14 protein-coding genes are annotated in these 13,868 nt (G+C 52.7%); 9 read left to right on the forward strand and 5 right to left on the reverse strand.

Annotated elements, in window-relative coordinates; genetic code table 11:
• Positions 1 to 50: 50 nt before the first annotated feature.
• The 5 genes from EDM58_RS14295 (at position 51) to EDM58_RS14315 (ending at position 4,995) form a co-directional block, all read left to right on the forward strand.
• Positions 51 to 1,697, forward strand: coding sequence for an FAD-binding protein (locus EDM58_RS14295; RefSeq protein WP_122913907.1), 1,647 nt, complete (start codon positions 51 to 53; stop codon positions 1,695 to 1,697).
• A 61-nt stretch (positions 1,698 to 1,758) separates the two neighbouring features.
• The gene (locus EDM58_RS14300) at positions 1,759 to 2,214 is read left to right on the forward strand and encodes an SRPBCC family protein (RefSeq protein WP_122913908.1); all 456 of its coding nucleotides are present in this window, start codon (positions 1,759 to 1,761) and stop codon (positions 2,212 to 2,214) included.
• 126 nt (positions 2,215 to 2,340) lie between these two features.
• Positions 2,341 to 2,805, forward strand: coding sequence for an SRPBCC family protein (locus EDM58_RS14305; RefSeq protein ID WP_023558170.1), 465 nt, complete (start codon positions 2,341 to 2,343; stop codon positions 2,803 to 2,805).
• Positions 2,806 to 2,934: 129 nt separating this feature from the next.
• The gene (locus EDM58_RS14310) at positions 2,935 to 4,176 is read left to right on the forward strand and encodes a stalk domain-containing protein (RefSeq protein ID WP_122913909.1); all 1,242 of its coding nucleotides are present in this window, start codon (positions 2,935 to 2,937) and stop codon (positions 4,174 to 4,176) included.
• 36 nt (positions 4,177 to 4,212) lie between these two features.
• The gene (locus EDM58_RS14315; protein WP_122913910.1) at positions 4,213 to 4,995 is read left to right on the forward strand and encodes an exodeoxyribonuclease III; all 783 of its coding nucleotides are present in this window, start codon (positions 4,213 to 4,215) and stop codon (positions 4,993 to 4,995) included.
• A gap of 9 nt (positions 4,996 to 5,004) precedes the next feature.
• Here the strand turns inward: EDM58_RS14315 and EDM58_RS14320 are convergent, their stop codons facing one another.
• Both EDM58_RS14320 and EDM58_RS14325 read right to left on the reverse strand, forming a co-directional pair.
• Positions 5,005 to 5,724, reverse strand: a complete 720-nt coding sequence (locus EDM58_RS14320) for an anti-sigma factor domain-containing protein (protein WP_122913911.1) — start codon at positions 5,722 to 5,724, stop codon at positions 5,005 to 5,007.
• Positions 5,717 to 6,310 carry an RNA polymerase sigma factor gene (locus EDM58_RS14325; RefSeq protein WP_246000736.1) on the reverse strand — a complete coding sequence of 198 codons (594 nt, stop codon included), beginning with the start codon at positions 6,308 to 6,310 and terminating at the stop codon, positions 5,717 to 5,719. The genes EDM58_RS14320 and EDM58_RS14325 overlap by 8 nt, the downstream gene beginning before the upstream one ends.
• Before the next feature lie 167 nt (positions 6,311 to 6,477).
• On the opposite strand from EDM58_RS14325, the gene EDM58_RS14330 reads away from it, so the two are divergent.
• The 4 genes from EDM58_RS14330 (at position 6,478) to EDM58_RS14345 (ending at position 11,228) form a co-directional block, all read left to right on the forward strand.
• The gene (locus tag EDM58_RS14330) at positions 6,478 to 7,632 is read left to right on the forward strand and encodes a COG1470 family protein (RefSeq protein ID WP_122913913.1); all 1,155 of its coding nucleotides are present in this window, start codon (positions 6,478 to 6,480) and stop codon (positions 7,630 to 7,632) included.
• 6 nt (positions 7,633 to 7,638) lie between these two features.
• Positions 7,639 to 8,592 (forward strand): ABC transporter ATP-binding protein, encoded by a 954-nt coding sequence (locus EDM58_RS14335; RefSeq protein ID WP_122913914.1) that lies wholly within the window; start codon positions 7,639 to 7,641, stop codon positions 8,590 to 8,592.
• Entirely contained in the window at positions 8,579 to 9,544 is a 966-nt protein-coding gene (locus EDM58_RS14340; RefSeq protein WP_122913915.1) for an ABC transporter permease, read from the forward strand. The genes EDM58_RS14335 and EDM58_RS14340 overlap by 14 nt, the downstream gene beginning before the upstream one ends.
• Positions 9,545 to 9,704: 160 nt before the next feature.
• Positions 9,705 to 11,228, forward strand: a complete 1,524-nt coding sequence (locus EDM58_RS14345; RefSeq protein WP_122913916.1) for a glycine betaine uptake BCCT transporter — start codon at positions 9,705 to 9,707, stop codon at positions 11,226 to 11,228.
• Between the two features lie 59 nt (positions 11,229 to 11,287).
• On the opposite strand, the gene EDM58_RS14350 is transcribed toward EDM58_RS14345, so the two are convergent.
• From EDM58_RS14350 to EDM58_RS14360, 3 genes are all read right to left on the reverse strand, one after another.
• Entirely contained in the window at positions 11,288 to 11,854 is a 567-nt protein-coding gene (locus EDM58_RS14350) for a PepSY domain-containing protein (RefSeq protein ID WP_122913917.1), read from the reverse strand.
• Positions 11,855 to 11,942: 88 nt separating this feature from the next.
• On the reverse strand, positions 11,943 to 12,494 hold the full coding sequence (locus tag EDM58_RS14355) for a PepSY domain-containing protein (protein WP_122913918.1): 552 nt from the start codon (positions 12,492 to 12,494) through the stop codon (positions 11,943 to 11,945).
• Positions 12,491 to 13,864, reverse strand: coding sequence for a HAMP domain-containing sensor histidine kinase (locus tag EDM58_RS14360; protein WP_122913919.1), 1,374 nt, complete (start codon positions 13,862 to 13,864; stop codon positions 12,491 to 12,493). Before EDM58_RS14360 ends, EDM58_RS14355 begins: the two co-directional genes overlap by 4 nt.
• Positions 13,865 to 13,868: the final 4 nt, after the last annotated feature.

Here is a 13,868-nt window from a genome sequence, read left to right on the forward strand (position 1 = left end):
ACGATTGATTGAAACCGCTTTCTTATCATGCATGGCAAGGAGGAAAAGGCATGACAACAAAACGACCACAAAAATGGGATCGCGAAGTAGATGTTCTCGTTCTCGGTACGGGAGGAGCGGCACTGACAGCAGCCATCCTCGCTCATGACCAGGGCGCACAGGTCCTCGTATTGGAAAAGGCCTCGCAGATTGGCGGAACCACTGCCTTCTCTGGCGGAATACCGTGGATTCCCCTCAACCGCTACATGAAAGAGCTGGGAATCGAAGACACTCGCGAAGAGGCTCTCCAGTACATAAAGCGTCTCACAGGCGGCAAAGAACCGGATGCCGAGCTGCTCGAGGTCTACGTCGACAACGGCTGGAAAATGATTGACTATTTGCACGAGAATACGCCGCTTCGCTTCAAAGTCCCACGCGGATACGGCGATTATTATGGAGATTTGCCGGGCGGAAAAAGAGAAGGACGTTCGATTGACCCGAAACCGTTTGAATTGAATCAACTGGGCGAATGGGCAGCGTACGTTCGGGCCAACCCCATTTTTCCGCCGCTTACGCTTGAAGAAGGCGGAGCCACGGATCCGACGCAGATCGACTTCAACATCGTTGCTGAGCGCATGGAGAACAATATCGTGACCATGGGCCGCTCCCTGATCGGGTCTTTGTTCAAAGGTCTCCTGGACCGCGGAATTGAGGTACTGCGGGAAACTCCAGGCAAGGAGCTCGTCATGAACGACGAGGGCGAAGTGATCGGCGTTCGCGCAGAACAAGAAGGAAAAGACCTGTTTGTCGGGGCACGCAAGGGTGTCATCCTCGCTTCTGGCGGTTTCGAGTGGAATCAGGAGCTGGTCCGTGCCTTCCTGAAAGGACATGTGACTCACCCGCTCTCTCCTCCTTCCAACGAGGGCGATGCGCTAATCATGGCGATGGAAGCAGGTGCAGCGCTCGGGAACATGAGCGAAGCCTGGTGGTACCCAGCGATGCAGGACCCGACGATCGAGTATGAAGGCCATGTCCTTAATCAGATCGGCAGCGGCCGCAATCTGGCGCACAGCATCATCGTGAACCGTTCCGGCAAGCGTTTTGTCAATGAGGGAACGACCTACATGGATATGCCGAAAGCCTTTTATACCTATGACCAGGTGACCCAGACCTGGCCGAATGAACCGCCTGTCTGGATGGTTTTTGACAGCAATCTGAAGGATTCTGCCCTCATTCTCACCATGATGCCTGGAGAGCCTGCCCCTGATTGGATCGCGCAAGCCGATACGATCCGAGAGCTGGCGGAGAAGATTGAAGTCGATGCAGACGGTCTGGAAGAGACCGTCAAGCGCTTTAACGGCTACGCGGAAAAGGGCGAAGATCCCGACTTCCACCGCGGTACGGTCTATTTTGAAAACTTCGCGGCTGGCGGCGGTTCGCCGGAATTCAACCTGGGTCCCATCGAGAAAGCTCCCTTCTATGCCCTGCCGATCTATTACGGAACACTCGGGACCAACGGCGGGCCGCGCATCAACGCAGACGGTCAGGTGATCAGCCTGCGCGGCAAACCAATCAGCGGTCTGTATGCGGCGGGCAACGCAGCCATGGGTATTCTCGGTCAAACCTATCCGGGCGCTGGCGGAACCATCGGTCCTGCCATGACATTCGGCTATCTCGCCGGACAAGCAGCAGGAAAAGCGGCTTCCCGGAACATCTAAGGGCTGCCGCCATATCCAGCAAAAAATACAAGAAGGACGAGAGGGAAAGGAATGAGCGACTATGCCTCATGGAATACACGAGATTGAACTGGATCTTCCCATTTCGACGATCTGGGAATTTGTCAGCGACATGGATAAATGGGCACCACTGGTCCCAGGCTACATCAGCCACGAGATTATCAATGAACGCCAGTCCACCTGGACCTTCCTGGGCGATATCGGCATCATGAAGAAAAAAGTCAGCCTGAAAATTGACATAACCGAGTGGACCGAACCAAGCACCGTGAAGTTCAATCTGACCGGAATCAATGAAAACTTTGCGGGCGAAGGCTACTTCATCGCAGAAATGCTTGGCGAGCAGCGCACCAAAATGACGGGCTGCCTCGACATCACGGCAAAAGGCGTCATGGGTCCGATGATCAATACCATCCTCAAGACTTTCGTTCCGCAGACGACGACCGATTTGGCGGAAGCCATCGCCAATCGAATCAAGGAAACAGCAGCCATCAAGTCCTGACGAAAAAAGGCCCCGAGTATGGGGCCTTTTTTTCGTGCAACAAAAAATAAATTCCGAAATATCCTGCTGCCCGATGCCATACACATATCAAGATAACGAAACGCATCTGGGAAAGGAATGAAGACCATGCCTCAAGGAATACACGATGTTGATCTGGACCTCCCCGTCCAAGCGATCTGGGAGTTTGTCAGTGTCATGGATTTCTGGATTCCGCTGGTACCGGGCTACATCAGCCACGAAATTATCCATGATCGCCAATCTACGTGGAATTTTAACGGAGATATCGGGATCATGAAGAAAAAGATCAATCTTCAGGTAGACATCACAGAGTGGACACCGCCGACCGAGGTGAGGTTTACCTTGACGGGGATCAACGAAAATTTCACAGGGGAAGGGTACTTCCGGGCCCAGGCACTGGGAGAGCATCGCACGAAAATGACGGGGTCTCTCGATATCACAGCAAAAGGCGTCAAGGCCCCCATGATCAATTCGGTATTGAAAACCTTGATCCCCAAGACAACCGCTGAAATGGTAGAAGCCATCGCCAATCGAATGATTGAAACTGCCCCCGTACCGCGAATGCGAGAGTGAACATGCCCCGCAGCAGGTCCCATAGGATCTGGCTGCGGGTTTTTATTTGAAATATTCATTGCTTTTCCAACCTCAAAACTGGTATACCTATTCTTGAAATCGAATCAACAACGAGGAAAGGAATTGTCTATGAAAATGCGATTTAGGAAGCTGCTGCTCTCTCTTGCTATCGGATGCGTTTCCCTGATCAGCATCCAACAACCCGCTGTCGCCGCAACACCTGGCACAACCATCATGCTCGACGGCTATCCCCTTCCCTTTCCGACTCCGCCTGCAAATGTGAACGGAACAACGATGGTTCCTTTCCGAGCTATTTCAGAGGCAATGGGCATTCAAGTGAATTGGGATGCCCAGACCCAGTCCATTACCGCCGTTCAGTCTACCGCCCAAGGTGACAAAACCGTCAAGATGCAGGTAAACAATCCGCTCGTCACCGTAAATGGGAAGACCGTCACTCTGCCGGTCGCGCCTTATGTAAACAACGGAAGCACCCTGATCCCGCTCCGTTTTTTCAGCGAGCAATTTGGTGCGCAAGTAGGCTGGGACCCTAACACCAGAACGGTGTCGATCGTCTCACCGCTGCGCGACATGTACGGCCTGGCCTTCTATGCGATCTCTTCCTTTTCGCAGCGGGAGTTGATGCCGTTCTTTGACTCGGTAGCCTTTGGCTGGAGCAGAATCGATCAGGACGGCAATCTGACACTGACTGGCAATGATTTTTACTGGCCGAAGCCTGCCGGCGAAACCACCCCGGAATCGATCATTGCGGATGTCAAGCTGGCTGGCTCCTCCCCCTACCTGATGGTATTTGCCGGGGACGGGAACGGAGAGCTGACCAAGCTGCTCGAAGATGCAAGCTTGCGAGAAAAGGCAATCGCGCAAATGCTCACACTTGCTCAAGAAAAAGGGATGACAGGAATCGCCTTGGATTTTGAAGGATTGGGCATGAACGGTGATGTCACCGGGGTCAAAGAGAAATACAATGAATTCGTTCGCCTGCTCTCTGCGGAAACCAGACAGCGGGGAATCCAGCTGACCTTGATCCTTCATCCCCTGAACGGCGCTTACAAGGGCTACGACTATGCCGCCTTAGGTCAGTTGGCCGACGATCTTGTCATCATGGCCTACGCATACGAAGGGGAAAAAGGTCCGGAGCCGATGAACCGAGTGGACGAAGCCATTCGCATGGCCTTGGTCCACGTGCCCAAGGAAAAACTGATTCTGGGCATTTCGATGGGAAGCGAAAATGAATCGTCTGTGAATCAGAAAATCGGGCTTGCCAAGAGATACAACCTCAAAGGCTACGCCATCTGGCGGCTGGGACTGATCAACCAAGCGTCGATGGAGCAAATCAAGCAAAGCGTTCACTAAAGGACCCAATCGTAAGCAAGGAGACGAGCCTGTTAAATGAAGCTGATATCGTGGAATGTAAATGGATTGCGCGCATGCGTAAACAAAGGCTTTAGCGACTATTTTGCGAGAATGGATGCCGATATTTTTTGCATCCAGGAAACGAAATTGCAGGAAGGGCAGATTACGGCTGATTTCGCCGAGAATTACCTGCAATATTGGAATTATGCCGAGAAAAAAGGCTATTCCGGCACCGCCGTCTTTACCAAGCGCGAGCCGTTGTCTGTCAGATTCGGCCTGGAAGAGAACCATGAGCCGGAGGGGCGCGCGCTCACACTGGAATTCGATTCATTCTACCTGGTCAATGTCTACACGCCAAATGCCAAACGAGATTTGTCCCGACTGGATTACAGACTGGAATGGGAAGATCGCTTCCGCCGTTATCTTTTGGAGCTGGATGCCCAAAAGCCGGTTATCATCTGTGGCGACCTCAATGTGGCGCATCAGGAAATTGACATCCGCAACGCCAAATCCAACCGCGGAAACTCCGGCTTCACCGATGAGGAGCGGGAAAAAATGACCCAGTTGCTCCAATCCGGGTTTCTGGACACGTTCCGGCATTTCTATCCGGACCGCGCCGATGCTTACACCTGGTGGTCGTATATGCCCAAGGTTAGGGAACGTAACATCGGGTGGAGAATCGACTACTTCCTCGCCTCCGCCAGACTGGCTCCATCTCTGCTAGACGCCCGGATCGATGCCGAAGTGACGGGCAGCGATCATTGTCCCATCATCCTGGAGGTGGCCGATCACCTTCTGGGCAGTGAAGACACCAACTGATATCTCCTGTCAGCGTGTTCTCAGATTGACAAAAATGGCATCCGGACTAGTCGGCGTGAAGCTGCCTCCTTTTGGCTCGACGCTTACGGCAATATTCTCTACCAGACCCAGCTCGCCTCCCTGGAAATACAGCTGGGCGATGCCGTTTTCCCAGCGCAGCAGGCCGACTCGTGAACGTCTGTCCTCGGTGATAAACCATACCTGATAGTCCGTTTCCGGGAGAGGAGCCAGTCCTTTTGTGAGGATCAGCATTTCATTGGATGTGTTGTTCACCCAAACATAGCTTTTGGCATGACTCGGGACAACAGATGCGACGTGCAAGACCGTGTGCGGGTCCATCACGATATTCATGTTGGGCAGGCTTGCAGCCAACATTCTTTCATCAGGGAGTCCGCTGTCCCTTTGGAAGAAGAACAAGCTCATCAGGAATAGGAAAAGAACGGCTGCTCTCTTCACAGCAAAGGCAGCTCCAATATCCTTCTTCCTCCAGGAGAGCCAACGCTCAAAAGCAATACGGCGCAAGAGGCGGCGTTTGAGTGTTGGGGATGGCGTCGGCATAGGCATCGCTTCTGACGGTTCGAGAATAGCCGACCATTCACGGTGCAGCTCCGCGCATCGCGTACAGGATAGGAGGTGAAGCTGCAAATCTCTGCGCTTCCCTTCCGCCATCCTGCCCAGCAGATAATCAGCGATCTCCTCCTCCCGCCATATGCAGCTTGCATTACTCATGCTTCCTCTCACCTCCCAGCGATTCCAGCCACCCCGATTGACTCAATTGCTTGCGTATATTGTCCAGCCCATAACGAATCAAAGACTTGACGGTCCCAAGCGGCCGATTCATGTTTGCGGCCAGCTCGCGTTGTGTCTTGGCCTCATAGTACATCCCCTGCAGAGCACGAGCCTGAGCTTGAGGGATCCTGCTCAATGCCTGCCCCAGCACTTCCCGATCCAGCCTGGAGAGGACCTTCTCTTCCGCAGCCGCAACAGTGGAAGCCTGCTCCAGAGTGACGCTCTCCCCAGGAGCGATTGGCAGCCGCTGCTTTTTCCGCATCCGATCCAACGAGCGGCTTCGCGCCATGACGGCCAGCCAGGCCTCTATACTTCCGCGCTTGGGATCGTACTGACCCGCTTTTTTCCATACTTCCAAAAAAAGATCGTGACATATATCCTCTGCTTCCATGCGGTCTTTTACAATGCGCAAAGCAATATGCAAGACCAGCGAAGCGTATTTCTCGTAAAACTGTTCAAAGGCTGTAATCGATCCATTTGCCATGTCACGAAGCAGCCGCTCTTCGTCAACATCTGGATGGGCCAACGTCTTCCACCTCCGCTGAAATATCCCCTTTTCCATACTACTAGCAAAATTTCCGGCAATTTTAAAGTCTTTCAAAAAATTTTTATTGACTTCTGTAAATCCAAATTTCCCACTTGTTCGTACCCTTGGTGAGTGACCAAAAATGAGAAACAGGGGGAAAGAAAAAGATGATCAGAAGTTGGGGAAAATCATTGTCACTCTTCGTTGCATTCATCGTCGGAGTGATGACCCTGGGGCTTGTCCCCTCTTTGGCTGCGGGGGAAATCACCCTGTACACGCCGTACACCAGCATTTCGGTGACGCCGGGAGAATCGATCCATTACAACGTTGAGATCATCAACAACAGTAGTCAGGTTCAAGACGCGGAGCTTACGGTGCAAGGGCTGCCGGAGAACTGGGAGTATCAGCTCACCTCCGGGGGCTGGAGTTTGCAGCAGATCTCCGTTCGTCCCGATCAATCGCAGCAAGTGTCGCTGCAAGTGGATGTGCCGCTGGAAATTGACAAAGGGAGCTACCGTTTTCAGCTCGTGGCTGCCGGCAAAGCAACCCTGCCATTGCAAGTGACTGTAACCGAGCAAGGAACCTTTAAAACAGAGCTGACGTCAGAGCAGCCAAACATGGAGGGTCATGCCAGTTCTTCCTTCCACTATAAAATGACATTGCGCAACCGTACCGCGGAGAAGCAGCTTTATTCCTTGACCGCAGATGTACCGTCCGGATGGGATGTTCAGTTCAAGGTGGACGGCAAATCGGTTACCTCCGTCAATGTCGACGCCAATACCACAAAGGACATCGATGTGGAGGCAGATCCTCCGGAGGGCATCAAGCAAGGATCTTACAAGATCCCGGTAAAAGCCGCGACCAGCGCTACAGCGGCCAGCACCGAGCTGGAGGCCGTGATCACAGGATCCTACGCTGTCAAACTGAGCACGCCGACAGGATTGTTAAGTACCGATGTGACAGCAGGCAGCCAGCGCAATTTGACGCTGACAGTCGCCAACACGGGCTCGGCAGATTTGCGAGACATCGAGCTTCGGGCAGATACCCCGCTGAATTGGGAGGTAACCTTTGAACCAAAGCAAATCGCAAAGCTGGAAGCGGGAAAGACGACAGAAGTGACAGCAACCATCAAAGCGGATGAGCAGGCGATCGCCGGGGATTACGTGGTCAGCATGACAGCCAGAGCAGCGGAAGCTTCCTCGGAAGCTCAGTTTCGCGTGGCAGTGAAAACCTCGATGCTGTGGGGATGGCTCGGTGTTCTAATCATTCTCGGCGTCATGGGAGGCGTGTACTACCTCTTCCGTACCTACGGAAGGAGGTAAGCCGAGTTGGAGCCCATTATCGAACTGAACGAACTGACCAAGCAATACGGGGAACAGACTGCCGTCGACCGATTGACGCTGAACGTCAACCGCGGTGAAATCTTTGGGCTGCTCGGCCCCAATGGCGCTGGCAAGTCGACGACGATTTTGATGATGCTCGGTCTGGCTGAGCCGACATCCGGCACCGTGACGGTTTGCGGGATTGATTCAACGCGGCAGCCGATCCACGTAAAGCGCAAAGTAGGCTATTTGCCTGACGATGTAGGGTTTTACGAGGAGCTGACCGGAACCGAGAATCTGCTCTACACCGCACGGCTCAACGGCTTCTCCCGCAAAGAAGCGGTCTCGAGAGTCGAATACCTGCTGGATCGGGTCGGGCTTGGCGAGGCCGCTCATAAAAAGGCTGGCGCCTACTCTCGCGGCATGCGTCAACGCTTGGGTCTTGCAGAGGTATTGATCAAGCAGCCGGAAGTGATCATTCTGGACGAACCAACCTTGGGGCTTGATCCCGAGGGGGTGCGCGAGCTTCTCCAACTGATCCGGCAGCTCAGCCGCGACGAAGGTATGACGGTGCTTCTCTCCTCCCACCACCTGCATCAGGTGCAGCAAATCTGTGACAGGGTCGGACTGTTTGTCGCCGGCCGCCTGCTGGCTCAAGGAGACGTCCACAGCTTGTCGCAGCAGCTGTTCCAGGAGGAATCGATCGTGATCGAAGTGCAGGTGAACCACTTCCCCGGTGGCCTGCTGGATGCCCTGCAGCAGGTGGACGGAGTAAGCCGGATTGAAACCCATGACGATGGCAGGCTGGTGATTCATTGCACCCAGCATGTCACGTCTGAAATCTCTCGCATGATCGTGGAAAGCGGCACTTCGCTGCTCCATTTGACCCAGCGGCAATACGGTCTGGATGAAATCTACCATCGTTATTTCGAAGGGAGGGAAGCAGATGAGAAGCGATGACAAACGACTCCATCCGTTCTGGGTGATCGTCCAAAAGGAAGTGGCGGATCATCTGAACAGCTGGCGTTTTTATATCCTGCTGCTCTTGCTCGTGCTGACTTGCTTCGGCTCCCTGTATACCGCGATGATGTCGATCCGGGATGCGGCTCCTTCCGAGGATGCGCTTGTCTCGCATCTCTTTCTGAAGCTGTTTACGGTCTCAGACGGAACATTGCCTGCGTTTATGACCTTTATTTCCTTTCTCGGACCGCTCCTTGGCATCGGCATGGGGTTTGACGCCATCAATTCGGAGCGAACCAAGGGGACGCTAAGCCGTTTGCTTGCCCAACCCATCCATCGCGATTACGTCCTGCACGCCAAATTCGTCGCAGCGCTGTTTGTCATCAGCGTCATGTTTTTTGCGCTCGGCTTCCTTGTAATGGGACTGGGGCTGTTGATGCTCGGCATTCCGCCTTCTCCGGAAGAATTCTGGCGGATGGTCATCTTTTTGCTGCTCAGCATCTGCTATGTCGCCTTCTGGCTGAACCTAGCCATTCTGTTTTCGGTTCGATTCCGGCAGGCTGCCACCTCGGCTCTGGCAAGCATCGCAGTGTGGATTTTTTTCAGCGTCTTTTTTACCATGATTGTCCGGCTGATTGCTGCGGCGACCTTGCCGACACAAGCAGCTGACATGAACGGGTGGCTCAGTCACCAGCAATTTGTCCAAATCCTGCTGCGATTCTCGCCAAGCCAACTGTTCAGTGAAGCGACGACCATTATGCTCACGCCTTCGATCCGAAGTCTGGGGCCCCTGACGATGGAGCAAATCTACGGCGCCATCCCCAGTCCGTTGCCCTTGGGACAAAGCGTGCTGTTGATCTGGCCGCATATCATCGGGTTGATCGCAGCCACGACCGTATGCTTCGGATTATCCTATCTGTTGTTTATGCGCCAGGAAGTACGCTCTCGTTAATCTTTTTTCGCCTGTGAACGGCTCATGGAAGGAATTCGGGCCATTCACAGGCATTTTTTATGCTTTGTCGCTCTGATCCATTCCCTTTTTCAGGAATATTTTCAGATGACCCGTGAAATTCTAAACTATTATGTCGGACCATTCGCTTTGGAGGAATCCCATGACCTTCCTGATCTCGCTCATCATTGTGATTTGCTTTGTTTTATTTGGCGTCATTTCTCCGGAACTATTCGCAAAATCGGCTACAAAGGTGCTCGGCTTGACCACCACCAATTTTGGCTGGTTTTATCTGATCGTCGCCTTCGCCTTTTTGATTTTTTGCATCTATCTCGCTTTCAGCAAATACGGCCAGATCACTTTGGGGCAGGATGATGACGAACCCGAGTATTCCCTCCCGACCTGGTTTAGCATGCTTTTTAGCGCAGGAATGGGAATTGGACTAGTATTTTGGGGCGTTGCCGAGCCGGTATCCCACTACTTTGCCCCACCCGCGGGAGTGACCGGACAAACCACAGAAGCAGCCTCGGTTGCGATGCGGTACGTCTTTTTTCACTGGGGTCTGCATCCCTGGGGGATCTACGCGATCATTGCCCTTTCGCTTGCCTATTTCCAATACCGGAAAGGTGCGAAGGGATTGATTTCCTCCACGTTCGCCCCTTTGCTTGGCGAGAAAGTAAACGGCCCCATCGGACGGACGATCGACGTACTCGCCATCATCGCCACAGCTTTTGGCGTCGCTACCTCGCTTGGTTTGGGGACATTGCAAATCAACGGCGGCTTGTCCCACCTATTCGGTCTGGCATCCAGCACCACTGTCCAGATCGGGATTATCGCGGTGATCACCGTCATCTTTCTGCTCTCCGCCACCACGGGGCTGGATAAAGGAATCAAGCTTCTCAGCAATACCAATCTCGTAGTGGCGCTGCTCCTGCTGCTGCTGACCCTGATTCTCGGGCCGACTGCGTTTTTGTTCGATACCTTCACCAGCACGCTCGGCAGCTATCTGAACAACCTCGTCTCCATGAGCTTGCGGCTTACTCCCTTCACCCATGGAAACTGGGTTGCCAATTGGACGCTGTTTTATTGGGCCTGGTGGATTGCCTGGGCTCCTTTTGTCGGCACGTTTATCGCGCGTGTATCCAAGGGAAGGACGATTAAAGAATTCGTGGTCTGTGTGATTCTCATCCCCAGCATACTCAGCTTCATCTGGTTCTCCGTCTTTGGCGGGACCGCCTTGCATCTGGAGATTTTTGATCAGGCCCCGATTGGTGAAGCTGTGCAAAAGGATATTTCCACCGCCTTGTTTCTCGCGCTGGAACATCTCCCCTGGGGAACGATACTCGCCGTCGTTGCTCTGATTTTGATCATCACCTTTTTCATCACATCGGCAGATTCCGCTACTTTTGTCCTCGGGATGCTGAGCTCGGACGGTTCCCTCGACCCGTCCAATCGCGTCAAAATCATCTGGGGCATCCTCCAGTCTACCATCGCTGTCGTCCTCCTTCTCAGCGGCGGGCTGGAGGGATTGCAGACGGCTTCGATTGTGGCTGCCCTCCCGTTCGCGATTATCATGGTATTCATGTGCTTCTCCTTGTTGCGCGCCTTGCGTGAAGAGGAGCGCTTAGCGAAAAAACGGCGGAGGGAACAAGCCAAAAAGCTTGAAAGACTGTTGAAGGATGTGTGACAGGAATAAAAAAACCTTAGTCCGGTTGCGCATTGGACTAAGGTTTTCCTGTGTTTGGATTAATCGTCCCAATCTACGTCAAGCACTTCGCCTGTCGTTGCGGAGATTTCGATGTCGACTTCTTGCCATTTGTCCGTTCGGATTTCCACTTCGTACAAATATTGCCCGTCATCTTCATCCAGTTTCGCTTTCGTAATAGTTCCTTTTACTTGATTCAGGGCTATTTTTTTCGCTTCTTCCAGACTGATTTTCACCTTTTGTTTCATACGCTCCGGATCATTCTCGCGCCAGGCTTCACCAGTCATGGCGTCGACATAGACGTCTACTTTGCGATAGCCGCTCTTAATCTCGATTTTGTAATAGAGCGTGCCTCGCTCCATTTCCAGCTCCATTTCCCGAATCGTTCCCGGCTGAACACCAAGCGCCAGCTTCTGGGCTTCTTCCTGAGAAATGCGCACCGTTTGCAAAATGTCTCCACGCAGATCATCATCGATCTCCAGATATACAGGATGCTTCTGGCTATTCTGCGGGGATGTATTCAAATGACCCGCGTTTTCCGCGTTAGCTGTCAGGCTGACACTTACTGCGAGCAGCGCCACCATCATAGTTGCCATTGCCTTCTTCATGGGAAATCTCTCCTCTCTGTTTCCCTCATGATAGTCCCTGAAAATGAAACAGAAATAAGAAAGAGATTAAAAAATGATGAGAGAACCCCTAATCTTCCCAAACAACGGACAGCACCATGCCTGTATAGGCGTCTACTTGAACCTTCACTTCTTGATGATCGGGCGTCTCCAATTCCACTTCATAGGCCAACGCCCCGTTTACTTCCTCTACTTCTATGCTTTCAAACCTGCCTTCAACTTGCTGCAGGGCGATCGCTCTTGCTTGATCCAGAGAAATTCCTGCGCTTTGGTCGGCTTGGGCATGAGGTGGCTGCTCTGACTTCGTCGGCTCCTCCACCTGTGTTTCCTGTGCACGATCCACCTTCAAGGGAATGATATGCAAAACCTGGCCGGAATAAGCGTCCGTACCGATTTGATAAACCCCGTTGCTTCCCTGCAACGTACTGGAGTAGAGATCCTGGCTTCCATTCTCAACCAGCGTAATCAAGCCAACCTCCCCCGCATATCGGGACTCAAGCATTTTTTTCATCTCTTCAGCTGGGATGATCTCTTTTTCCTTGCCCACTACCAGTTGCGAAACGCCCAATACGGCAAGCGCCACCAGCACCACGCCAAGAAGAAGTCCTTTTTTTCGATTCATCGCTGCTCCCCTCCTGTCGCTCGTATCGAATTGGGAAACGACACCGTAAAAGTAGTTCCTTTTCCTACTTCACTCCAGACATCGATTGTCCCGCCATGAGCATCCACAATGCGTTTTGCAATGGACAGGCCCAGTCCGGCTCCGCCTGTTTCCCTTGCCCTCGCTTTGTCAACCCGATAAAACCGGTCAAAAATATGCGGCAGATCTTCCTTGGGAATTCCAACCCCGCGATCCACTACGGAGATGCTCACCGCTCCGCTTCGTTCGGTTATCTCGATGCGGATTGGCTCTGAACTGTAGGACAACGCATTGTCGAGCAGAATCACGAGCAACTGTTTCAGTTTAGACTCATCGGCATGGACCCGAATATCGCTTGCCTCGGCATGGACGGTAATCTGTTGGTCATAGGTTCTCTTCATCCACTTGCTCGTCTCTTCACTTAGCGCGACCAGATCCACTTCCTGAATGGTTAAGTGTGATTCTTCATGAGGATTGGCCAGCGTCAGCATTTGCCTGGTCATTTTCTTCATCCGGACAGCTTCGGCGTAGATGGCTTCGACCGCTTCCTCCAGCACCTCCGGCTTTTTCATCCCCCAGCGCTTCAGCATGGTTGCATAACCTTCAATCACGGTTAAAGGGGTTTTCAGCTCATGCGAAGCATCCGAGACAAACTGCTGCTGCTTGTCAAAGTTCTGCTGCAAAATGTCTATCATTTTGTTAAAGGTATTCCCCAACTGGTATAATTCGTCTTTTGACTGATGCTGTACATCCAGTTTCTTGAAGATGCCCCGCTTCTGAATTTCTTCCATCGTACGAATCATCGAGTGGATCGGGCCCAGTATCACCTTCCCCAGTACTCTGCCAGCCAGAAAGGAAGGCAGCAGCACAACAAGCGAGGCAATGATCAGCACGACTCGCAACATCCGCATCGTTTCCTGTACATCTGCCAGGCTGGTCGTCACTTCCAGGGATACAACCGATCCGTCTTTCCAGATGATCGGCATTTGCGCGATCGCATAGGCGACACCGTCCTGTTCCGTGATCCGGTACGTTTCCGAAGCGCTGTAAGACGGGGGCAAGTCGCCGAATTTCTTGTCCTTCGCAGCCGTGATGATCGCACGTGACTCTTCATTGACTACCCTGATCATTCCGATCGGTGCCAAAAAGGCTTGCAGCAACTCTGCGGGCTCTACTTGATTGGCGGATGAATGAAGCGTTTCCGCTATATTCCGGGCCTGCGACTGGAGCCTTTCCAATTCCTGGTCCGTCATTTGCTTGTGGAATAGCCAATAAATGGAGGTGTTGATGAGACAGACGATCAACACCAGCCAAACCGTCGAAAACAGATGGATCTTGTTGCGGATATTCATCTGA

This window comes from Brevibacillus panacihumi (assembly GCF_003710985.1).
GTDB lineage: Bacteria > Bacillota > Bacilli > Brevibacillales > Brevibacillaceae > Brevibacillus > Brevibacillus panacihumi.